16 protein-coding genes and 1 pseudogene are annotated in these 23,137 nt (G+C 69.1%); 9 read left to right on the top strand and 8 right to left on the bottom strand.

The genetic code is table 11. The features are described 5' to 3' along the window. A partial coding sequence (locus SSQG_RS00625) for an MFS transporter (protein ID WP_039931705.1) occupies positions 1-1,075 on the top strand: 1,075 nt, incomplete at its 5' end. A 49-nt stretch (positions 1,076-1,124) separates the two neighbouring features. Here the strand turns inward: SSQG_RS00625 and SSQG_RS00620 are convergent. After that, positions 1,125-2,036, bottom strand: coding sequence for an alpha/beta fold hydrolase (locus tag SSQG_RS00620; protein ID WP_003987700.1), 912 nt, complete (start codon positions 2,034-2,036; stop codon positions 1,125-1,127). Between the two features lie 49 nt (positions 2,037-2,085). Between SSQG_RS00620 and SSQG_RS00615 the strand changes: the two genes are divergently transcribed. Next, on the top strand, positions 2,086-2,802 hold the full coding sequence (locus tag SSQG_RS00615) for a TetR/AcrR family transcriptional regulator (protein WP_003987699.1): 717 nt from the start codon (positions 2,086-2,088) through the stop codon (positions 2,800-2,802). A gap of 20 nt (positions 2,803-2,822) precedes the next feature. Here the strand turns inward: SSQG_RS00615 and SSQG_RS00610 are convergent, their stop codons facing one another. Continuing rightward, positions 2,823-3,308, bottom strand: coding sequence for a hypothetical protein (locus tag SSQG_RS00610; RefSeq protein ID WP_039931702.1), 486 nt, complete (start codon positions 3,306-3,308; stop codon positions 2,823-2,825). A 200-nt stretch (positions 3,309-3,508) separates the two neighbouring features. On the opposite strand from SSQG_RS00610, the gene SSQG_RS00605 reads away from it, so the two are divergent. Next, a complete protein-coding gene (locus tag SSQG_RS00605; protein WP_003987697.1) occupies positions 3,509-6,520 on the top strand; it encodes an AfsR/SARP family transcriptional regulator in 3,012 nt (1,003 codons plus the stop codon). A 52-nt stretch (positions 6,521-6,572) separates the two neighbouring features. On the opposite strand, the gene rph is transcribed toward SSQG_RS00605, so the two are convergent. The 3 genes and pseudogenes from rph to SSQG_RS00590 form a co-directional block, all read right to left on the bottom strand. Then, the gene (rph, locus tag SSQG_RS00600) at positions 6,573-9,170 is read right to left on the bottom strand and encodes a rifamycin-inactivating phosphotransferase (protein ID WP_003987696.1); all 2,598 of its coding nucleotides are present in this window, start codon (positions 9,168-9,170) and stop codon (positions 6,573-6,575) included. 342 nt (positions 9,171-9,512) lie between these two features. After that, positions 9,513-9,698: pseudogene (locus SSQG_RS00595) on the bottom strand (DUF2975 domain-containing protein); the annotation flags it as partial. Positions 9,699-10,287: 589 nt separating this feature from the next. After that, a complete protein-coding gene (locus SSQG_RS00590) occupies positions 10,288-10,458 on the bottom strand; it encodes a hypothetical protein (RefSeq protein ID WP_039931701.1) in 171 nt (56 codons plus the stop codon). 295 nt (positions 10,459-10,753) lie between these two features. Here SSQG_RS00590 and SSQG_RS00585 point away from each other — a divergent pair, with 295 nt between their 5' ends. Next, on the top strand, positions 10,754-11,290 hold the full coding sequence (locus tag SSQG_RS00585; RefSeq protein ID WP_003987693.1) for a hypothetical protein: 537 nt from the start codon (positions 10,754-10,756) through the stop codon (positions 11,288-11,290). A 543-nt stretch (positions 11,291-11,833) separates the two neighbouring features. Here SSQG_RS00585 and SSQG_RS00580 read toward each other — a convergent pair. After that, positions 11,834-13,342, bottom strand: coding sequence for an acyltransferase family protein (locus tag SSQG_RS00580; RefSeq protein WP_003987692.1), 1,509 nt, complete (start codon positions 13,340-13,342; stop codon positions 11,834-11,836). 216 nt (positions 13,343-13,558) lie between these two features. On the opposite strand from SSQG_RS00580, the gene SSQG_RS00575 reads away from it, so the two are divergent. The 3 genes from SSQG_RS00575 to SSQG_RS00565 all read left to right on the top strand — a co-directional run bounded on the left by SSQG_RS00575 (position 13,559) and on the right by SSQG_RS00565 (position 18,199). Next, the gene (locus SSQG_RS00575; RefSeq protein WP_039931700.1) at positions 13,559-15,082 is read left to right on the top strand and encodes a substrate-binding domain-containing protein; all 1,524 of its coding nucleotides are present in this window, start codon (positions 13,559-13,561) and stop codon (positions 15,080-15,082) included. 186 nt (positions 15,083-15,268) lie between these two features. Continuing rightward, positions 15,269-16,585 carry a phytase gene (locus tag SSQG_RS00570; protein ID WP_003987690.1) on the top strand — a complete coding sequence of 439 codons (1,317 nt, stop codon included), beginning with the start codon at positions 15,269-15,271 and terminating at the stop codon, positions 16,583-16,585. Between the two features lie 414 nt (positions 16,586-16,999). After that, complete coding sequence (locus SSQG_RS00565; RefSeq protein WP_003987689.1) at positions 17,000-18,199, top strand: S8 family peptidase; 1,200 nt, start codon at positions 17,000-17,002, stop codon at positions 18,197-18,199. A gap of 101 nt (positions 18,200-18,300) precedes the next feature. On the opposite strand, the gene SSQG_RS00560 is transcribed toward SSQG_RS00565, so the two are convergent. Then, complete coding sequence (locus tag SSQG_RS00560; protein WP_003987688.1) at positions 18,301-19,362, bottom strand: fatty acid desaturase family protein; 1,062 nt, start codon at positions 19,360-19,362, stop codon at positions 18,301-18,303. A 491-nt stretch (positions 19,363-19,853) separates the two neighbouring features. Between SSQG_RS00560 and SSQG_RS00555 the strand changes: the two genes are divergently transcribed. Continuing rightward, positions 19,854-20,450, top strand: coding sequence for a hypothetical protein (locus tag SSQG_RS00555; protein WP_039931698.1), 597 nt, complete (start codon positions 19,854-19,856; stop codon positions 20,448-20,450). 139 nt (positions 20,451-20,589) lie between these two features. Here SSQG_RS00555 and SSQG_RS00550 read toward each other — a convergent pair whose 3' ends face one another. Beyond that, complete coding sequence (locus SSQG_RS00550; protein WP_003987686.1) at positions 20,590-21,501, bottom strand: hypothetical protein; 912 nt, start codon at positions 21,499-21,501, stop codon at positions 20,590-20,592. Between the two features lie 867 nt (positions 21,502-22,368). Here SSQG_RS00550 and SSQG_RS00545 point away from each other — a divergent pair. Further along, positions 22,369-22,914 (top strand): DUF3291 domain-containing protein, encoded by a 546-nt coding sequence (locus SSQG_RS00545; RefSeq protein WP_003987685.1) that lies wholly within the window; start codon positions 22,369-22,371, stop codon positions 22,912-22,914. The last annotated feature ends 223 nt before the right edge of the window (positions 22,915-23,137 follow it).

Here is a 23,137-nt window from a genome sequence, read left to right as displayed (position 1 = left end):
GCTCGCACCCGGCATCGGCGTGCTGGTCGGCGCGCGCGTGGCGCAGGGCGCCGCCGCAGCGGTCGTGATGCCGGCATCCCTGGCGCTGATCCGGCAGGCCTACCCGGACCCCCGGGCGCGTGCCCGCGCCATCGCGCTGTGGACGGTCGGCGGCTCGGTGGCGATGGCCGCGGGTCCGGTACTGGGCGGGCTGCTCACCGACTTGGCCGGCTGGCGGGCGGTCTTCCTGCTCAACCTCCCCGTGGGTGCGGTGATCCTGGCCCTGCTCATCCGGGTACCGCGCTCCCCGCGCCGGCCCGCCGCCCTGGACTTCGGCGGCCAGCTCACCGCCGTACTGGCCCTGGCCGGGCTGGCCTTCGCGGTGATCGAGGGCGGCCACCTGGGCTGGACCAGCGCCCCTGTGCTGGCCGCAGCCGCGCTCGCCCTCGCCTCCGCGTGCGCCTTCTGCGTGGTGGAGGCGAGGCATCGCCACCCCATGGTCCCCCCGGCCATGCTGAGGGACCGCAGCGTGGCCGTCGCGCTCGCGGTCGGTTTCGCCGTCAACGCCGCCTTCTACGGCGGGGTCTTCCTGCTCGGGCTGTACTACCAGCAGTTGCGCGGAATGTCGGCCATCGCGGCCGGGCTGATGTTCGTCCCCATGTCTGCAGTGGTGACGGCCACCAACCTGGTGTCCCCGCGCCTGTCGGAGCGGATCGGGCGACGCCCGGTGATCGTCACCGGGCAACTGGTCTTCATCTCGGCGATGCTGGCCATGCTGCCCCTGGCCGCGCACACCCCGGTATGGCTGGTGCTCGTCCTGCTGCTGCCCCTGAGCATCGGCGGAGCGCTCGCGGTGCCCGCGCTGACCGCGCTGCTCATGGACGCCGTTCCGCCGGAGCGCGCCGGAACCGCGTCCGGACTGCTCAACTCCCTCCGCCAGACCGGCGGTGCGCTCGCCGTCGCCCTCTTCGGCGGCCTGCTCTCCGGCCCCGGCGGCGACTTCTCCCTCCCGGGCATGCGCATCGGCCTCCTCGCCGTCGCAGCCCTCCTCCTTGCCACCGCAGCCCTGGCCCGCCTCCTCCTGCCCCGTGGCTGACCTCACCACCCGTCGTGGGACTCCCATGAGGTGAGGGCCTCAGCGGCGGCTATTGCGCGGCGTCTGCCAGTTGACGGATCCGGGTGGCCACCTCGCCCCATATGGGCTCGGGGAGATCGTGGCCCACGCCGGGCAGGGTGACCAGGCGAGCGCCGGGGATGCGGGCCGCGGTCGCGCGGGCGGCGCTCATCTTGATCAGCGGGTCGCCGTCGCCGTGCAGCACCAGGGTGGGCTTGGCGATGGTGCTGATCGCGGGACCGTGCCACTGGGCGCCGATCTGGCGACTCTGCGCCTCCGCGTCCTTGATGCCGGTGTCGGCGATCCGCTCGGCGGTCGCCCGGGCGGCCCGCTCGTCGAACGGGTAGCCGGGCGAGGAGATCAGCCGGGCCAGGGCGACCCCGGCCTCGACGGTGCCCTCGGGTGTGGCGGGAAACTTCATCCGGGACAGCTTCGCCAGCGTCCCCGTGCGCAGATATCGCAGGGTGGCCAGGCCCTTGGCGTCGCCCGGTACGGCCGACATCGAGGTGAGGCTGCGGACGCGTTCGGGGTGGCGGATCGCGATGCGCTGAACGATGGCGCCGCCCAAGGACGTTCCGAACAGATGGGCCGAGTCCCACCCGAGGCCGTCCATGACCGCGATGGCGTCGTCGGTCATGTCCTCGGCGGTGTATGCCTCGCCGCGCTTCCCGAACAGCGCGGCGAAGGGATTGCGGGTGGTGCCGGGCGGCAGGTGGGTGGACTGGCCGCCGTCGCGCTGGTCGTAACGGGCCACGGCGAACCCCTGCTCGGCGAGCAGGTGGCACAACCCGTCCGGAATCCACTGGCGCGCGGCACCCAGTCCGACGACCAGGAGCAGGGGCTCCCCGTCGCCGCCCGTGGCCAGTTGGTCGTAGGCCAGCCGCACGTTGCCGTTCTCGGCCCAGCGGACGGGGGTCCAGGCCGGTGACGACGGCTCATCCATGGCGCCTCCTATTACTGCGATCGATGTTCGCAGTAATAGGATAGGTGACGTGACGAGGCGAGGAACAGGAGACCCGGCGGCCGAAGAGCCGGTGACCGTGTGGGAACGGCCCGAACGCGGAGCCCGCGGCCCCGCCCCCGAGCGCAGCCGCGCCCAGATCGCCGCAGCCGCTGTCGAACTGGCCGACGCCGAGGGCCTCGTGGCGGTGTCCATGAGGCAGGTGGCGTCCAAACTCGCCACCGGACCGGCCTCCTTGTACCGCTACCTCGCCGACCGTGACGAACTGCTGGACCTCATGACGGACGCCGTGGCGGGAGAAGTCGACCTGACCATCCCGCTCAGCGGTGACCCCGTCGAGGACCTGCTGGTCCTCGCCGTCCGGTCAAAGGAGGTTCACCTGCGCCACCCGTGGCTTCTGGACATCCCCACCGAACCGCTCCGACTCGGACCCAACGGCCTCGACCACCTCGAATACGCCCTGCGCGCACTGGCCCCCACGGCCCTGTCCGAGCAGTCGAAATTGCAGACCATCGGCCTCCTGAACGCACTCGTGACCCAGTTCGCCCGAGCCGAACTGGACGGGCGACGCTCTCCCACGACCCGACGAAAGGCCCAGGCCGCCTACCTGATCAAGGCCGCCGCCACGGGACGCCACCCGCTCGTAGCACAGGCATTGGCCGACCAAGCGGCCTCCGACGCCGCCCCCCGCCCCCAGACCCAGTTCATACCACTCCTGCGCCGAGTGCTCGTCGGCCTGACCAGCTGAGCCGGGGCGCAGCCCGTGCGTCAGTCATTCCCGTCGAAGCCCAAGGTGTCGTACAACAGGTTGCAGCGGGCCTTGCTGGTCAGAGGCGCGGTGGTGCCCAGGCACACATAGGCGCCGGCGTAGTCGACGTAACCGGACCACGCCCACGAGGTGGCCCCAGAGGTGCTGACCGTGTCCGTGGCACGCAGGATCTGACGGTCGAAGCCCTCGCCGGGGTACTGGTAGACCACCCACAAGCGCGCGGCTACGCCGTCGCCGTTGACCAGGTCCTTGACCCAGTTCTGCCCCGTGTTGGTCTCGAAGTAGCCGTTGTCCTCGTCGTAGCAGAAGCTGGCCCGCCCGGACGCGCCGTTCGCGCCCGAGGAGTTCCGCACGTAGTCGACCTCGTCGTAGCAGATCGTCCTGGCACTGGCCTGCGGTGCCGTCAGCAGCAGAGAAGCGCCGGCCATCAGCACGGCCGCAGACGCCGCCACCTTGGATTGCAGGCGTATGGGGAGTTTCCTCATTCGTGTCTCTCCTTCAACTGTGGTCTCGCTGTCGCATTGCAAGCGGGCGAGGCCCATGAACGCGTTGGACGGGAACGTGCAGTTCACGGTGCCGGAAGGGGTGTCGGCAAACCTTCGGAATAGCTTGATTCCGTCTGGAATCGCAGGTGGGTGGCGCCCAGAGTGTGGCGTGGAGACGATCGGGTGTCGCAGGAGGGGTGATGGCCGTCCGCTTCGCAATCCTGGGGACCATCGAGGTACGGCGGGACGGGGTCGCGATCGATGTGGGGCATGCGATGCAGCGGCGCGTGCTGGCGGCGCTGCTCGTCGACGCGGACCGGGCGGTGTCGGTCGACGCCCTGGTGGACCGGGTGTGGGGGCACGCCGAGCCGGTGCACGGCCGGCGGAAGCTGTACGGATACGTCTCCCGGCTGAGGCATGCACTGGCGGCCGACGGTACGGCCATCACGCGGGAGCGGGGCGGCGGCTACCGGCTGGCGGTCGAGCCCTCGGTGGTCGACGCACACCGCTTCCGCGAACTGTCCGGCCGGGCCCGAAAGACGGGGTGTGACGGGCAGGCCGAGGTTCTGTGGCGCGAAGCCCTGGCATTGTGGCGAGGCAGCGCGTTCGCGGGGGTGGACACCCCGTGGTTCAACGCACAGCGCCACCTCCTCGACGGCGAGCGGCTGGCCGCCCAGCTGGAGCTGGTCGATGTGCGGCTGCGCCTTGCACAGCACGACGGGATGGTGAGCGAACTGGCCGCCCGGGCCGAGGCGTATCCGCTCGACGAACGGGTGATCGGGCAACTGATCCTGGCCCTGTACCGGTGCGGACGGCAGGCCGAAGCACTGGAGACGTACGAGCGCGCCCGGCGCCGGCTCGCCGACGAGCTGGGTGTCGACCCCGGGGCGGCGTTGCGGCGGCTGTACGAACAAATCCTCGCCGGCGACCCGGAGCCGGCCGCGCCCCGCTCCGCTGCGCCGCCCGCCACCGCGAAACCGGCCGGCAAGAGCGGCACGGCGACGAACCCGCCCATGGCGCGCCAGCTCGTACCCCGGCTCCTCCCGGCGGACCTGTCACTCTTCGTCGGCCGCAAGGACGAGGTGGACGAGGCGCGCCGACTGCTCGGCGAAGAACGGCCCGGTCCCGTGACGCTGCTGGTCACCGGCGCCGCCGGGGTGGGCAAGACCGCCTTCGCGGTCCGCACGGGGCACCTGCTCGCCTCCCGCTTCCCGGACGGTCAACTCCACGCGGATCTGCGGGGCTTCGGTGACGAGCCGGCCGAGCCGTTCACGGTCCTCGGCACCTTCCTGCGCGCGCTCGGCATCCCCGGCGGTACCGTGCCCGCAGAGCTGACCGACCGCGTCCATCTCTACCGCACCCTGCTGGCAGGGCGGCAGATGCTCGTCGTCCTGGACAACGCCGCCAGTGCCCAGCAGGTGAGCGACCTCCTGCCCAGCGGTGTGGGCTGTGCCGCCGTCGTCACCAGCCGGACGACCATGGCGGAGCTGAGCGGACGCCGGCTCCCCCTGGGCGTACTGGACACCGCGACGGGGCTCGACCTGCTGCGCGAGATGCTGGGCCGGGACCGGACCGACGCGGAGCCGGACCCGGCCCGCTCCATCGTGGAGACCTGCGGTGGCCTTCCCCTTGCGGTGTGGGTCGCCGGCGCCCGGCTGGCCGCTCGACCGCACTGGCCCCTGGCCAAGGTGGCGCGCGCCCTCGCCGACGAGCAGCGCAAGCTCGACGAGCTGGCCGTCGGCCACATCGCCGTGCGGGCCAGCCTCGAACTGACCTACCAGCAGATGACCCCGGCGACACAGCGTGCTCTGCGGATGATCGCTCTGCTGCCCGGGCCGAACTTCGCCGCCTGGGCGCTGGCAGCGCTGCTGGACGCGGACCTGCCTAAGGCGGAGGCCGTCCTCGACGACCTGGTCGAAGTGCACCTGGTGCAGATCAGTTCGGCGAACGCCACCGGAATCCGCTACCAACTGCACGACCTGGTGAGGCTGTTCGCCAGGGAGCGCGCGGAGCAGGACGTCCAGGAGCAGGATCGCACGGCCGCGCTCACCCGGTTGCTCGGGGCGAGCCTCCATCTCGCCGACCTCGCCGCGGACGCCCTGAGTGTCGACTTCCAAGGCATCTCACAGCTGGACCTGGCCTCCTGGCGGCTGGCCGCCGCCGAGGCCGATCAACTGCTTGCCGATCCGCTGACCTGGTTCAACGACGAACGCCAGTTCCTCATCGACGTGGCAGAGCAGGCGCTGGACGCAACGGACGGCGTCGCACCCGCCGCCGGGCTGGCCACCGCCCTCACGACCCTCTTCCAGGTCGGCAGCCACTTCGACGACTGGGAGAGGCTCCAGAACCGCGCGCTCAAAGCGGCCCTGAGCAGCGGCGACCGGCACAGCGCCGCGAAGGTCCACCGTTGCCTCGGCGAACTCACCACCATCCTCGACCGCTATACGGAAGCACTCGACCACTTCGAACAGGCCCTGCAGCTCGCCGAGGGCCAGGGGCCCACGTACCGGGCCAGTGCCACGGCCGGGCTGGCCTATGTGCACCGGCTCCTCGGCCAGTACACCTCCGCGGCGTTCCACTTCGAGGAGGCCGCCGAGCTCGCCGAATCGGCGGGCAACGTCAACTGTCTCGTCTACGCGACCAACGGCCTCGGCGTCATCGACCTCGAGCAGGGCCGTGTCGAAGCCGCTGCTGCCCGGTTCACGAAGTGCCTGCGGGTCAGCCGGGTCGCCGGCTACCGACCGGGTGAGGCCCAGGCCCTGCGATGTCTGGGCCAGAGCCATCGCGCACTCGGCGCCTACCCGGCCGCCGCCGATGCCTACCGGCTGGCCGTCGCGATCAGTGAGGACCTCGGAGACCGCCTCAGTGCCACCCACGCGACGTGCTGGCTCGGCGATGTCCTGGTCCGGCAGGGCGAGCACCGGGAAGGCCGCCGCCTGCTGGCCCGAAGCCTGTGGAGCTACCGGGAATTCGGCAACCTCTGGGGCGAGGCGGCGACGCTGTACGCGCTCGCCGAGGCCCACCTCGCGGTGGGCCGCTCGGCACCCGCCCGCAGACGCGCCGAAGCCGCCGTCAGCCTCTGGAGACAGATCGGCTCCAGCAGGTGGCTGGCCGTCGGCCTCGACACCCTGGCCAAGGCACACGCCCTGGCCGGTGATCACGAGGCCGCGGACCGTGCCCGCGCCGAGGCCGAAGAGGTACGGACGGCTTGAGCGAGCCACCCGTCCGCCGGGGGAGACGCGGGCAACGGCCAGGCCAGGACCTCTAGGCCAGGATCTCGACGTACCCGTCGGTCCCGTGCACGCGGATCCGCTGCCCGTCCCGGATCAGCCGGGTGGCCTGCTCCACGCCCACCACGGCCGGCAAACCGTACTCCCGGGCGATCACCGCGCCATGGGTCATCAGGCCGCCCACCTCCGTCACCAGGCCGGTGATTCCGACGAACAGGGGCGACCAGCTGGGGTCCGTGTAGGCCGTGACCAGGATGTCGCCCGCTTCAAGATCGGCCTCCGCCATGTCGAGGATGACCCGGGCCCTTCCCTCGACGCTCCCGGCGGAAACGGGCAGGCCGGCCAGGGCACCGGCCGGCACGTCGTCGCGCCGGTACGCCCCGTTCACGGCCTCGCCCTCCGATGTGAGGACCCGGGGCGGTGTGAGCGCCTGGTACGACCGGAACGCCTCCTTGCGCTGCTGGATGAGCTGGTCATCCACCTGGTGTGAGCGCACGACGTCACGGAGCTCCTGGAACGTGAGGTAGAAGATGTCCTCCTTCTCAGGAACCACGTCGGCCTGCACGAGGCGCTCGGCTTCCCTCAGCAGGGCCTGCTTGTACACGAAGTAGCGGCTGATGATGCCGTACTTCGGGTACTCGCGGTACCCGATGAAGGTCCTGACCCGGTCGATCATCCGCTTGGTCTCGTCGGCCTTCTGGTCCCCGTCCGGCAGGGCCCGCAAGCGTGACAGCACGTCCTGTTCCTTCTGCTGCGCCTTCTGCCGCCCTTGCTCGAAGCGCCGCCCGGCGGCGCCCGGCTCGAAGTTCCTGACGTTGTCGAGGATCACGGGCACGACCGTGGCGGGGCGCTCGCGCCAACGAGGCCTGGTGATGTCGATCTCGCCGACGCAGCGCATGCCGTACCGGTCGAGGTAGGCCTCGATGGCGTCGCGCGCCTCGGTCCCGCCGGCGAGCTTCGCCAGCTCGTCCAGGAAGTCTTCGTCCTCGACGCCCCGCAGGAACGCCACCACGTCCGGATGAGGGCGGATCACGTCCGCGACGTCCAGCAGCGCCAGACCCATCTCCGACGTGATGTTGTCCGGAGCGGACAGCGTGAGTGTGTCAGCCGCGTTCTTCTCGCCCAGCCACTCGTGCAGCTTGTCATTCAGCCACCAGGTGGCCTGCATCCCCGCCATGATCACCTGCATGCTCAGCGGATCACTGAGGACGCGCTTGTGCTCGTCGAAGGCCTCCAGCAGGAAGTCGAACAGCTCGGGTCCGGACTTCGTCCGGATATCGCGTTCCAGGGCGGCGACGGACGCCTCGCTACGCTCGATCAGCTCGGTGACGATGGCCGGATCGGTCTCGATCGAGGTGGACGCGCCGCCGACCGGCGGCCCGCCCGGATCCGCGTCCGGGAGAGCCCGGACGAAATCCTCGAGATCGAGGACCGTCTCCAGAGCGTCCCTGACCAACGGGTCGCCTCTGCCCACGATGTCCAGGAGGCCGGCCCGGCTCGCGGGTGAGGCCAGGCGCCGGGTGACGTCCACGAACAGCCTCCCGCCGGCCTCGTGCATCGGCGCCATGGCCGTCAGCTGCCACACGGAGAGCCCGAGGGGCTTCATGGGGTCGGTCATCATCTGCTGATGACCGACGGAGACGTAGACGTGATTCTCCTGATCGCCGGTCTCCGGGATGGGGAACAGCGTCGTGATCGGCCGACTCTGAACGATCCGGAAGCCATCCTCGGCCAGGCACCATTCGATGTCCTGAGGGCGGCCGAAGTGTGCCTCGATCCGCCGCCCGAGCTGCACGAGCTGCACGACCTGCGTATCCGTCAGCGCGGGCTGCTCCTGCCGCCGCGAGTCGATCGCCACTTCCTGAGTTCCACCCGCCGGCAGTGCGTGAACGGCACGCCGCTTGGCGGCGATCGCCTTGGCGACGACTTCGTCGCCTCGCACCTTGAAGACGTCCGGGTTCACCAGGCCGGAGACCAGGGCCTCGCCGAGCCCGAAGCCGGCGTCCACGGTGGCGACTTTCCGGTTGCCCGTGACCGGGTCGGCCGTGAACAGGATGCCGGCCGCATGCGGAAGGACCATCCGCTGCACGACCACGGCCATATGAACGGCGCGGTGGTCGATGCCGTTCCGCTGACGGTAGGTCACGGCCCGTTCGGTGAACAGCGAGGCCCAGCACCGGCTGACGTGCTGGAGGATCGCCGTCGGCCCCACGATGTTCAGGTACGTGTCCTGCTGGCCGGCGAACGAGGCTGTCGGCAGGTCCTCTGCCGTCGCGCTGGACCGGACGGCGTAGGCGGCTTGCTCACCGAACCGGGCGAGAGCCCGGGTGATCGCCGCCGCCGGCTCGCCCGGGATGGCGATTTCTTCGATGGCCCGGCGAATCTGCGCGCTGAGCGTGCGGATCTCCTGCCGGTCATCCGGGTTCAAGCGCGACAGCCGTTCGAGCAGATCGTCGATCGACGGGACTTCCGCCATGATCCGCCGGAAGGCGTCCGTCGTCACGCAAAAGCCCCCCGGCACGTGGACGCCCTCGATCCCCGACAGCCCGCCCAGATGCGCACCCTTGCCGCCGACGACCGCGACCTGCGTCTCGTCGATCTCCTGAAGGTCCAACACGTACCGGTCAATCATTGCGCTGCCTCCGTGCCGGCCGTGCTCGGTCGTCCTGCACCGGTTGCCCTCATCACTGGTTCGACGTCACCGCGTCGCCCATGCGTCGACAACGACACACGCACGTCGTGCCCCCACTTTCCGTCGGTTGTGGTCTCGACGGAGGATTCTGCGCGACGCCCCGGGTCTTGCGGCAAGCCCCCCGGTGCGCTATAAGTTAAGAGTGGCAAGGAGAGGTCTCTCCTTGCCTTTGTCTTTTGGTCACATCCGACTGAATCCGGTGCCCCTCCGACCTCTGCGGCTCTCGACTCGGGCACGACCGCCGGGCCATCACCCCGTACGTGCCGACGTCAGTCGGCGTCAGATCACGTCGTCCACGGACCGGAAGGCGGCGGGGGAGAACACGGTTCCGCGCCGCACCATCGCCACCAGTCGTCCTACGCAGACCACGGTGACCTGGACCGACGCCATGCCCAGGATCGTGATCACACGCAGCGGGGTCAGTGGGAGCGACCCGTCTTCCGGGTCGTTCCCACTGACCAGCACCCAGCCGGGTAGGCCTCGCGAGTGAGCCCGGAGGCGGCCTCGGGGCGGAGTGAGCCAGCCGTCTGGTAGACGCGATCTCTCTCCGTCTTATGCCGCGGTTCCGCGGTGCGCCGCCTCATCCGGATCACCCGCCGGCCGTGTCAGCCCGTCATCCACCACTGGCCGCCGGCCGGGCTCCGTCTCGTCCAACCCCCAGTAGTGCCGGCAGTCGTCACAGCGGTACACCGCAATCCCCGCATCGATCGTCAGCACCGCACCCTGCGGGCACCCACAGCCGTCACCACGGCCCACGCACTCCAGCCCCCCGATATGCCCCATGGAGTCGACCGTGCGCCGCGCCTCACATGGTCGGCAGGGGGCTCGCCGGGGCGCACAGGCGCTCCAGCCCAGCACACCACCTCACCAACCCCCGCCAGCTGGGGCAGCATCAGGAAGAGCTCGACGCTCTTCTGCGGGATCCCGACCTTGCGGCCACGCAGGTTCGCCGGGACGACGGGCGGCGGGCCTGGCCGCAGGTACCACGGCTTCACCGGGCCACAGCTGTGGGCCCCGGGGTGCCCCGGGGCCCACAGGCTGACTGCTGACCAGTTGGTTACCAGCGATACCAGCGGCCCTTGCGGCCGCCTGTGCCCGCGCTGCGCATCACGAAGCCCAGCAGCCAGACGACCAGCACGATGACGGCGAGCCACCACAGTGCCTTCAGTGCGAATCCCGCGCCGAAGAGGACCAGCGCCAGAAGCAGGACGAGAAGCAGGGGAACCATAGTTATCAACCTCCGTTGCTCCTCGTGCCCGTCGATTCGGAGAACATACAGCCGATCTACCTGGTTTCTTCACGACTATCGCGGGAACTGGGCTCAGTTTCGTCACCAACGTTCACCTCACGGCTGCGGGGGGGGGGGCATCGCGTCCGCATCAAGCCACCCCAGGACATCGACCGCCATGACACGCCCCCCTTTGGGGCACAACATCGACACTCACCCGCGTGGCGTCGTGTTCCGTGACCTCAGGCGGGTGAGCATGTGCGGACCCAGCCCCCTCCCCGCACGAGGCGATGCGATGCCCGACCGCGCTGACCGTGTCGGCCCCGACGACGTCGCGCCAAGGGCAATCCTGCGGCGACAGCCGTCCGAGCAGTGGCTGTTCAGCGGCATCTACGGACTGGTGCTGGCCAGCGCCCTGGTGGCCGCGCTGGACGCGGGGGGCGAGGAGGCCGATCCCGGTGCGGACGCGCTGTGGCTGCTGCTCACCGCGCTGGCGTCGAGTGCCGCCCATGGGTACGCGCATGTCATCGCCCAGCGTGCGTCCCGTGACGGGTCCGCCACCGCAAGCAGACTGCGGTCGGTGCTCACCGAGTGGCCACTGGTCGTCGCCGTGCTGCCTACGGTGGCGCTGCTGCTTGCCGCGGTAGCCGGGTGGTGGGCGGAGGCCACATCTGCGGACGCGGCGTTGCTGTTCAACACCGTCGCCCTGTTCTGCCTGGGCGCCTGGGCCGCTCGCACCGCCGGGCACGGATGGGTGTCCTCGTGCCTGGCAGGGGGCCTCGATATGCTGATCGGCCTAGTGATCATCATTGCGAATTCCCTGATCCACTAGCGCGGCCGCCGGGTGGTCATGCCGACGCGGCGACGCATGTTCCGCCGTAACCCCGACAACAGTGCCAATCTCAACTTCCCCTCCATCACGGTCGACGTCCACAGACAACGTGGTCGCCGACCGCCCCGCCCGGCGGCTCCTGGTGACGCTCCCGCGCCTCTACGACGCGGCGTGCGAACACGTTGAGACATCCTCGCTGATCACCAGGAACGTTGTGACATGGGATCGCAATCGAACCAAGTGAGAGAGCGCTCGCTGCGGCAAGGCCATTCCCGTGCGCCGGAGCAGTCCGGGGCGCATGCTGAGGAATGGGGCCTTTCCGGTTTCGCCTTCCAGAACTCAGGAGCAGATCATGCCCTCCCTGCATTTTCATCTGAATTCCTCGATGAGCCCCTCCGAGGTGATGGGGGTACTGACCAACTTCAGCCCCTCGCGAGTCGAGCAGTGGCCTTCCATCGACGCCGAGCACTTCCAGGTCCATGAAAGGGGCGAGACCTGGGCTGAGGTCACTGAGGGGAACGACAAGTCGTGGGAGCACGCACGCTATGAATGGGATCCGTCACAGAACAGGGTCACCGTCACCACGCACGACTCGACGCCCTTCGGGTCGGGTGGGTGGAACTTCCAGATGACGCCCACGGGCGACGGCACCCGCGTCGACGTCGAACTCGAGCGGCATCCCAGCTCGTTCAAGGCGAAATTGCTGTCGCCGATCATCCCGCTCGCGGGACCGGTATTCCGCAAGTCCTTCAAGGAACCCCTGAAGACCGTGTAGCGACTGGGGGCCGTTGTGCCGGTGAGAGCCTGCGTCAGCGCGGGTGCGGGGTCGCCGACCTCGATCGTCGGCGGGACCGCCGTCGCCGTCAGGGACAGCGCCGAGGCCCCGGCCGACAACGCTGCCCCGAGAACCAAAGCGCGGCGGGGGCGCCGGCGGAAGGCCCGGTGGAAGCGGACCGGATCCTCGACGAGGCGCAGTGTCAGCCACGCCAGGCCCAGCGCCGCCGCGCACAGCCCGAGCGCGAGCGGCACGTCGGCCGTACCGTCGGCGCGGCCCAGCGCCGCCGGGGCTATGACCAATAGCGGCCAGTGCCACAGGTACCAGCCGTACGAGAGCCCGCCGACCCACACCAGCGGTCGCCGCTCCAGCAGCAACCCAGCGCCGTGCGGGGTGGGCACGCAGCCGCCGGCCAGGACGAGCGCGGTACCGGCGACCGGCAGCAGAGCGTGGTAGCCGGGGAAAGGCGTCGCGTCGTCGTACCAGACCGCCGCCAGCATGACGCAGGCCATGCCGAGCCAGGTCAACGGGGCCGCCAGGGCGGCGGGCAGCCGTTTCAGACGTCCTGTGCCCAGCGCCAGGAGTGCACCGGCGGCCAGTTCCCAGGCGCGGGTGAGGGAGCCGAAGTACGCCCAGGGCGCCGAGGAGTTCGTCACCAGGAGGCTCGCGGCGAACGACCCCAGGCACAGGACCCCGAGCGGCACCGCGACGAGTCGGCGCCGACCGCGGGCGACCCGCCAGGCGAGCAGCAGGAGCAGCGGCCACACCAGGTAGAACTGCTCCTCCACGGCGAGCGACCAGAAGTGCTGGAACGGCGACGGCGGACTGTTGTGGGCGAGATAGTCCGTACCGGCCGCCGCCAGCCTCAAGTTGACCGCGTACAGCGCGCTGGCGAGAGCGTCGCCCGCGTACTCGGCGAACCGCGCCTTCGACAGGAACAGCCATGTCCCACCCAGAGTGACGGCGATGACCAGGGACGATGAGGGCAGCAGCCGCAGTACCCGGCGGGCGTAGAAGGAACGGACCGACACCCGGCCGATGGTGGCGAGCTCGCGCAGCAGCAACGATGTGATGAGGAAGCCAGATATCACGAAGAAGACGTCGACACCGATGTAACCGCCGCTGACCTGGGACACGCCGGCGTGGGAAAGCACCACCAGCCCGACGGCCACCGCGCGCAACCCCTGGATGTCGAGACGCAGGGTATGGCCCTGGAGTGGTACGGATCTGCCGGCCGCCGGGACGGTACGTATCTCGGCGGACATGAGGCTCGACATCGGGGAATGACTCCTCGGTGGACTGACATGGTTCGGCCAAGAAGACCTGGCCGGCCACCCCAAGTGGGCCGGCCGGGGGAGAGGGGGACGAAAGTTCCATGCTCGCCGGGTCGGTTGAACGTAAAGCGAACATTGGGGTCAGAGTCCTGAAGAGCCGTTCGGGCGGACATACGGTGACCCCACCATCTGAGCTCTGGGAGTGGCGGGGGACCACCAGTGGAGTGGCTGAGCATCGAGAACGTCATCGCCATCGGCACGTCCGTCCTCGGTCTGCTCGTGCCCATCGCGATGTTCCTGTACGACCGCCGGGTGCCGCGCCGCAAGTTGATCGGATACCGCGTACAGATGGACAGTCCCATAGGCGACGGATCGTCCAACCCCCGCCTCGGCGACTTCGACGTTCCGAACATGGCCGACGCGTCTCTCGTCCTGCTGCGCATCGAGAACGACGGATCGCAGAGCGTCGCCGACAATGACTACACCTCGTCCGAAGTCCATGGTCTGACCGCCGAGTTCACGGGCCGAACGGTTCAGGCCGTCGCGGTCACCCAGCCGTCGGGCATCGAACACCTGAACAGTCACTTCGCGAGCGCCAACGGGTTCGAACACGTCGGCAGCACCGTGACCATCCCGCGCGTCCCGCTGAACCCTGGCGATCACTTCAAGCTGTTGGTGCTGCTCTCCGGCGGTCCGGCCGAAGGGGAGGTCAAGCTGATCGGCGGCCTCCGGGACGGCCGGGTCCACCGCAACAGCGCTCCCAAGCCGGACGAGAAGCTGCGTACGTTCAGTCTCCCGGCCCGGCTGCTCAGCGGCGGGCTGGCCCTCGCCGTGCTCTCCCTCGCCGGCATCATCGTGCTGCGCGTCGGTAACCCGATCGAGTGCGAGCAGGGCGAGTTGACCCTGACGGGCTCGACCGCCTTCGAGCCCGTCGTCCAGACGCTCGCCAAGCAGTACGAGGACAAGTGTCAGGGCGCCGACATCACTGTCGAGGCGCGGGGCAGCGAGGACGGCGTGTCCGAACTGGCACAGCTGGGTGAGCGGTCGGCGAACGCCGCCCGGTCCGTGATCGCCTTCTCGGACGGGCCGATGGGGCGGCGCTGGGACCTGACGAGGAAAAAGGTGGCACTCTCCTCCTTCACCCTCGTGGCCCACAGGGACCTCGACCTCGGCCCGCACGGACTGAGCCTTCAACAGGTGCGGGACATATATGCGGGCAGGTACCAGCGCTGGGGTCAGGTCGTCCCCGGCCGGAAGGAGATCGCCGACCTGCCGATCGTCCTGGTCAGCCGCGGGGACGAGTCGGGTACGCGGCAGATTTTCCAGGACCGGGTGCTCAAGGGGTGGGAGCGGGCGCCCAGCACGTCACTGGACTGCCGGCCGCCCGCACGGGCCGCCGACACCGTCACGCGCTGCGAACTCAGCTCGACCAGAGCCGTTCTGAACAAGATAGCGGAACAGCCCGGCGCCCTCGGCTACAGCGAAGTCGGCCTCGCCAGGCAGCGGGGCGGCAAGGTGAACCCGGTGCCCCTCGCGGGCGACTGGCCCGACGACCGGCACATCGACCTGGGCGCCGGTCCCTACCCGTACAAGGACATCGAGTACGCCTACACCTACGGCCCCCCTCGCCCCGGGTCCCTGGCCGCCGGATTCCTCGCCTACCTCGACGAGTCCATCAGCCAGAACGTCATCCGGGGCAAGGGACACCTGCCGTGCCTGCGGGAGCCGGAGCAGTGCCGGTGACGCTTCGGCCCTTCCTGCTGGACGCCTGATGCCGCGCGTGCCGAACCGTCCCCTACTGTTCTGCGCTGAACAGCAGTTGGCATGCAAACGCCTCTTCTGTGATCACGTCTACAGAACACAGTCTCCTGCGCGCAAGGTTCTCGACGCACCATCGGCATGTCCTCGACATCGACAAAGGAAGTGCTTGTGAGAACGCACCGCACTCCGTGCAGAACCGCCGCCCTCGTCCTGGCCGCCACCGTGCTCGCCCTCCTCCCCTCCGCTCAGGCCGGCGCCGAGGACGGGAGTCTGCCGACGGTCACACCCGTCAGCGAGACCCCCGCCCTCTACGACGACGAGGCGGGCGGCAACTCCGACGCCGACGATCCGGCGATCTGGCGCAACGCGGCCGACCCCGGCCGCAGCCTCGTCATCGCGACCGCCAAGGAGGGCGGCCTTCAGGTGTACGACCTGGGCGCCCGCTTGGTGCAGTCGCTCCCCGCGCCCCGCCCGCCCGCCGAGGACGACGCCCCGGGCCGGTACAACAACGTCGACCTCGTCACCGGTCTGCGCACCCCCACCGGCCGGGCCGATGTCGCCGTGGTCAGCGACCGCGGCAACGACCGACTGCGGATCTACCGCATCGACCCGTCGAAGCCCGGCGGCCCCCTGACCGACATCACCGACCCGGCCGCCGCCCCGGTCTTCTCCACCGAGCAGACCGAGATCAACGACCAGCGCACTGCGTACGGCCTCGCCACCTGGCAGGACAAGTCCACCGGGCGTGCCTACGCCCTGGTCAGCCGGCGGGAGCGGACCCGCCTCGCGCTGATGGAGCTGAAACCGACCGCGAGCGGCACCGTCGCGTACCGGAAGGTCCGCAGCCTCGATCTGCCGGCGTCCTTCCGCCTCCCGAACGGCACCTCATGGTCCCCGTGCGCCGAACCCGGCGAGCTCCCGCAGGTCGAGGGCATGGTGGTGGACCCGGCCACCGGCACGCTCTACGCCGGCCAGGAGGACATCGGCATCTGGCGGATGCGCGCCGACCTCACCACCAAGCCGGTCCTCGTGGACAAGGTCCGCGAGTACGGCGTCCCCGGCGTCTACGACGAGGCCACTGAGGAGTGCACGGTCGGCGCAGACCCCGGCTACGGAGGCGAACGGCTGTCCGCGGACGTCGAGGGCCTGACGCTGTTCCAGCAGTCGGACGGCGACGGCTACCTCTTCGCCTCCAGCCAGGGCGACGACACCTTCGCCTTGTACGACCGCGAGGTGAGCGAGGACAACGAGTACGAGGGCGGCTTCCGTGTCGGCGCGGCCTCGGCGACCCTCGACGGGTCGCAGGAGTGCGACGGCGCCGCCGTCCTGAACGCCCCGCTCGGCAGCCGCTTCCCGAACGGTCTGCTCGTCGTCCAGGACGGTCACGAGACCCCTGAGGTCCCTGACGGTGAGGGCGGCACACGTACCGCGACCGGCTTCAAGTTCGTCGACCTGGGCGATGTGGTGGAGGCCGCGGACCTGTGAGCCCCGCGGGCCTGCGACGAGGAGCAGCCGGCCCGGCGTCGGACCGGGGTAGCGAATCGGCCTGGTTCTCGCTGCGGGGCGCGGTCTGCGGCACATTCCAGGTTCGGTTTGGGGAGCGGCCCGCAATCGCTTGCTGCAAAACCGACGTTGTCTACCCAGATTCCTCGACACCATATCTGCCCTGGGTGCATGGTCACACACCCTCAACACGAAATCCGCATGAGCGTCAAGCGTGTGACGAAGGAACGAGTCGGGGAGGGTGGCCGATTAGCGCACTGCTGGCCTGCTGGTACTGCGCTGATCGGCAGTTGGGTATTGATCTGGGCACGTCAATGCGTCAGGTTCGAGGCGGACCGACACAGGTTCGGTCCGAACTCCCACACCCCCCACGAACCTGACGAGGAGAACCCTCACATGCCAGCTCGCGCATTCACACGCAGAATGCAGCTCCTCACCGCCACGGCTGTCGTCATAACCCTGACGACCCTCGGGACGGCACACGCCCAGGTGGTTCCCGAATCCGCTTCGGCCACGGGCACCGTATACGGCCTCGGCGCGAAGGGAGCCGTGCCGGGCAGCTTCGTCGTCACGCTGGACGAGAAGGTGAACAAGCCCGCGCTTGCCGAGGAGTACGGCGGCAAGCTCCAGCGCACGTACACGGCGGCCATCAACGGCTTCTCCGTCAGCGACCTCTCGTCGGCCGAAGCCAAGCGCCTCGCGGCCGACCCGTCGGTCTCCAAGGTCGTCCAGGTCAAAAAGTTCAGCATCAACGCCACTCAGGACAACCCGCCCTCCTGGGGCCTGGACCGCCTGGACCAGGCGGACACAGCCGGCGACAGCAAGTACACCTATCCCGACGCCGCGGGTGAAGGCGTGACCGCGTACGTCATCGACACCGGCGTGAGGGTGTCGCACAAGGACTTCCAGGGGCGGGCCGCCTCCGGCTTCGACGCCGTGGACAACGACAACGACGCCAGTGACGGCAACGGGCACGGCACCCATGTCGCCGGCACCATCGCCGGCGCAGCCCACGGTGTCGCCAAGAAGGCGAAGATCGTCGCCGTCCGAGTGCTCGACGACAACGGGTCCGGAACCACCGAGCAGGTCATCGCAGGCATCGACTGGGTCACCAAGAATCATCAGGGCCCGTCCGTCGCGAACATGAGCTTGGGCGGTGGCGCGGACCCGGCCCTCGACGAAGCCGTCAAGAAAGCCGTCGCCGCCGGTGTCACTTTCGGCGTCGCCGCCGGCAATGACTCCTCGGACGCCGGGCAAGGCTCCCCGGCCCATGTCAAGGAAGCCATCACAGTCGCCTCCTCGACCAAGGACGACAAGCAGTCCGACTTCTCCAACTACGGCTCGGTCGTGGACGTGTACGCCCCCGGCTCGGATGTCACCTCCGCATGGAACGACAGCGATGAAGGCACCAAGACCATCTCCGGCACATCCATGGCCACGCCGCACGTAGTAGGCGCCGCTGCCGTCTACCTGGCGGGCCACAAGGACGCCACGCCGGAACAGGTCGCCAAGGCTCTCACCGACGGCGCCACCCCCGACAAGATCTCCAACCCCTCACAGGGCACCGCGAACAAACTGCTGAGGGTCGTCGAGTAGTCATACGTGACCGGCGCCCGCCGTGCTGTCCTGACGAGGGATGGCGGGCGCCGCCCGTTGTGCGCGGTCGGTGTCCCCGGTGCGCGGTCGTTCTGGCTGGCTCAGCCTTCCGCGGCGCGCAGTGGCTCACCGACGCTCCTGAGGTGGCGCAGCGCCGCCCGGTGCGACTCGATCAGTCCGGCTTGGTGGTAAGGGACGCCCAGCTCGGCACAGTACCGTTCGGTGATGATCTGCGCCTTGGCCAGCGCCGGCGTCGGCATGCTGGGGAAGAGGTGGTGTTCGATCTGGTAGTTGAGCCCGCCCATGAAGATGTCGACCAGTACGCCTCCCCGGACATTGCGCGAGGTGAGGACCTGGCGGCGCAGGAAGTCCAGCCGTGTTCCCTCCTCGATCATCGGCATCCCCTTGTGGTTGGGCGCGAACACCGAACCGAGGTAGATCCCGAACAGGCCCTGGTGGACAGCGAGGAAGACGAGCGCTTTGGCGGGGGAGAGGACCGCGAACAAGCCGCCGAGATACACCAGAAAGTGCGCCAGGAGCAGCGTGCCCTCAAGGACTGGCCTTTTCGTCGACGGATTCCTGAGAGACCGGAAGCTGTTGAAGCTGAGATTCAATCCTTCCAGGGTCAGCAACGGGAAGAAGAGCGCAGCCTGGTGCTTCCCGACAAAACGCGGCAGCCCTCTGGCATTGCGCGCCTGCCGGCGTGACCACACGAGGATGTCGGGCGCGACGTCCGGGTCCTTGCCTTCGTGATTGGGGTTCGCATGGTGCCGGGTGTGCTTGTTCATCCACCACCCGTAACTCATGCCCAGCAGCAGGTCGGCCACCAGCAACCCACCCATCTCGCTGAGCCGTCGACGGGAGAAGACCTGTTGGTGGGCCAGATCGTGGGCAGCCAGCCCGAGCTGGCCGAAGACCACAGCCAGGGCTACGGCGACGAACAGCTGACCCCAGCTGTCCCCCAGGGCGACAAACGCGCCGACGCACCCCGCGAGAGCGAAAGCGACCAGCCCAAAACGCACCGAATAATACAGCGGGCGACGCCGTAGAAGCCCGGCCTCGGTTATACGCCGCGACAACTCGGAGAAGTCGCTCCCCCCGCGTCGCTCCTTTCGTTCCCCTCGCATCGGCTGATCCACCGGAAGCACCACAGGATTGGTCATGGATCTCAGTGTCCAGCCAACTCCCCTTCGGCAGAATGACGTTCACCCCCTGAGTGGGGGTGTGGCCAGCACCACCCCGGACCTGGGGGAAGGCCGCCGTTCATGGTCGGTGACCGCGCTCTGGAGGCCGAGCCGATGCGGCAGCGGGGCGGCCTCATGACGAGGCCGGAGTGGACGGTCGAGGGGCCGATGAAGGCCGACCGACGCCTCGAACTGTCTCAGGCGGTGGAACAACGCCAGGCCCGGACCATATTTCGCAACTGCCCCCCAAAGCACGGGAGTCCGGGCATTCTTGCCGCATGGTGCCATACCAAGATGCAGCGGGTCCGTCGGAGTCCGAGGAAGGAGCGAGGGCCTGCGCCGGTCCGCCTCCTGCTCCCGCGCAGGCGTCCGGGACCGACGACGGCAGCAGCACACCGGAGAACGTGTCTCCGCCCGAAACGGGACTCGGCGCAGCACAGACCTCGCCGCAACGGGAGTCCGAAACACCCGTGGGCGCGGACGCCTCCGAGGAGTCCGGCACCGGCCCGTACCGCGTCACCGTGCTGGATCTCGGACGGTTCACGGTCGGCGCCGTCACGGTCGTGGCGGCACTGGCCGGGCTGATCCTCGGCATTCGGGCCGAGTTGTACGCCGGCAGGGAGGATCAGCGCGCGGCAGCGGAGGAGCGCCGGTCGAAGGAGGACCGGGAGAAGGCGTACGCGAACCTCGTCGACTTCTACCGGATGGGCTCGCAGGTGATCGTGGTGAACGGAAGCTCCCGCGTCATGGCGATGCGGCTCACGCTCCCGGCGAACAAGGTGAGATGGGACCTGGACCTCCTCCAACCCTGCAAGCAGATCGCCATCCCGAACAAGGCACTGCTCGACTCCATGGCCGTGGAGCAGCCGCGGGTGAGTCTGACGGAAGGGGACCTGGCCCAGCTCCGGCTGGAGTTCATGGACCCGATGAGCAAGGCCTGGATCCGTAACAGCGGTGGAGCCCTGGCGCGCATGGACGCGTGGGTGCCGTCGGGGCGGCCCACCCTGGTGAGCTCGGAGGCATGGAATACCTCGGCGCAGGACGCACCTCAATGCGACGGGCCCTGACCCGCTGCATGCGTGAAGCACGGCTCCTCTGACCTCAGCACGCCTACCCGCCGGGCACCGTCTGGTTCGCCCGGGCCCCGCTCCCCAAGAGGACCAGGGCCCGGGCCGGGCGGTGCGGCCGTGCGTCAGGACGTGGGCGTCAGACCCGGGTGAGGCGGACCGCCACCGTCTCGCTGACCGTTACCGGCTGGTCGTAGTCCGGGTCCGTCGCCGTCGCGCGGCCCTCGACCTCGACGTCCCCCTTCTGGAAGGGGACCGAGCCGGTGGGCACGGCCGTACCCTTCCAGGCGACCGGGGCGCCCGGGGCGCAGGACACCGACGTGGAGAAGGAACCGCGGATGAGGTCCCGCTTCTTCACCTGCGTGACGTCGCCCGCCACAGTCACCTGCACCGGCTTGTTGCAGCTCACCGTGCCGTGGAAGGTGGCCTTGCCGTTGAGGGAGCTCGCGGTGCCGTCCAGGGCGATGTCGAGGCCCAGGCCGAGTTCGGCCGGCGGGGCCGGGTTCTCGATGTGGACCTCGCCGCGCGCGGCCGGGGTGCCTCCCTCACAGTGCTGCACGAAGCTGGCGTCGAGCTTCTTCACGTACCCCTGGGGGCCGAACTCCACTGCGGAGACGGTGAAGGTGCCGGTGAGCTGGTTGCAGCCGCGGCCGTTGCCGCTGAGGGACAGGCCGGGCTCGGTCCCGTCGTTGAACGGGTAGCGGGTGGCACCCGTGTAGGTCCCGGGCGTCAGGGCCTTGCCGGACGGCGCCGCGAGATCCAGGGTCCACCAGTCGCCGTTCGCTCCGTCGACGGAGACGGTGACCACCCTGTTGTCGGTGTTGCCGGAAACGTTCATGCGGTCCTGCGACGCCGTCGCGTAGGCGTAGGACTGGCCGCCGCTGATGTAGTCGTCCTCGTCGCCGCTGAAGCTGAAGGAGCCCTCGGTGACCGGCAGGGCGTGCGCTTCGGTGCCGGAAAGCAGGCCGGTGGTGCCGGTAGCCATGGCCAGCGCCAGCGCGAGGGTGGCGCTGGCGCGGGCCAGGACGCGTCTGGGCAGACTGCAATTCATGGATGTTCCCCCCTGGTGAGATGCCGTAAGTCCCGTCCGCCGACGTGATGCTTCCGCGTGCGTGCCCGCACGCTTGTCCGCGTCTTCCCGTCGGCGAGGTGAGTTTGCCAATCAGAAGGATGTGCGACAACTGTGTTTCAGGTGTGATGAGTTGATGTTTCAGCCAACGCCTGGTGCCGGCGTCGTAAGTCGGACAGGCGTGGGCTCCGTGCCTCAGGAGTCCGTGTAACCGAGATGCGGGGCGGCGGCGAAATCTGCCGCTAGGGCACTGATCGCTCACCCGCAACCGCACAAGCGAGCTCCGCACCGCGCAACCCGATCGGCCCGCGCCCCGAGATCCTGCGGTCGGGCGTGCCCCCGCCGCCCACCGCTCACCTACCAGCTCGCCGGTTTCACTCCCGGCATCCCGGTCACGGTCGCTTGGGGCACCCGGGACCTTCTGACTCCCCGGCACCAGGCCCGGCGCTAGTTCCGGCTCCTACCCGGCGCCCGCCCTGTCCGGCTGCAGTGCTGTGGTCCCTCACCCATGTCCAAACCGACGGCCCGCCCCCGCCCAACCACTCCACGGCCGGCTCATGAGACCTCCCACTTACACGGCGGCAGGCAGCGCCACCGCCCCAGCCCCCCGAGGACCTGTGCAAGAGGCCACTTGGAGGCCACTTGGACAGGGAAATTGCAACTTCGACATGGCTCGCCGAGGCAGTTACCTTCATCCGGTCTTCGGTGGTCGCCCAGGGGCGCACAGGGACTCCATCAGGCTGGACCGACCGCGACCGGATGAGTCGGTCACGCCCCACGAACCTTCGCCCCCATGCGTAAGCCACCGAACCGGGCCCACGCCAGGCAGCCCCAACCAGGGAGAGACGCATGCCCCATCTTGCTCTGTACACGTTCGGCGTCCTGAAGTCACCTCTCGCTGATCCCGGACCTCTCACGCGCGAGTTCTACGACGTTGGTGAGGGCGTCTACCGGAAGATCAGTCAGCACCCCGGATACCTCGCGCATGCTGAAGCGGCAGACGGTGACCGGGGCGCGCTTTTCGAGGCGGACTGGGGTGCATGGGGAGAGTTCGCCGTACCGACTTGGTACGGCAAGGGCCAGACAGTGGAAACCACCGCCCTGGCCGCGACCCTCTCACTCTGGACCGACCTGCGCCCCGTCTTCGAAGCCGTCTACACCGGTCTGCACCGTGAGGCCCTGAACAGGCGTTACGGCTGGTTCGAGAGGACAGGGCACCCAAATTACGTGTTCTGGTGGGTCTCCGACGGCGTGACACCCACCTGGCGGGACGGGGTTTCCCAGCTGGAGCACCTCCACGACCACGGCTCCGCGCCGCACGCCTTCACCTTCCACGACTCGTTCGCCCCGGACGGAACTCCGACCCGGATCAAAGGAGCCGTTCCCGAGGCTTAGTTCTCGCCGTGTCGGCCCAATGAGTGCCCTCCGTGAGCACATGACCCTCATCATCGCCGCAGTGCTGGCAGCAGGCCAGGACGTCCTCCACCAACCCGTACAGCCACCCCTGGGCACGTTTGCTCAAAGTGTGGCGCCCCTTCATGCGAGCCGTGATCCCTGCTGACCTGTGAAAGGACGCGTCATGTCTCTTGCTGTGACCCCCTGGACCGGCTTCGCTGCT

This window comes from Streptomyces viridochromogenes DSM 40736, assembly GCF_000158955.1.
Taxonomy (GTDB): Bacteria; Actinomycetota; Actinomycetes; order Streptomycetales; family Streptomycetaceae; genus Streptomyces; species Streptomyces venetus.
The sequence above is the reverse complement of the archived record's forward strand: the minus strand, read 5'-3'. Positions and strand labels throughout refer to the sequence as shown.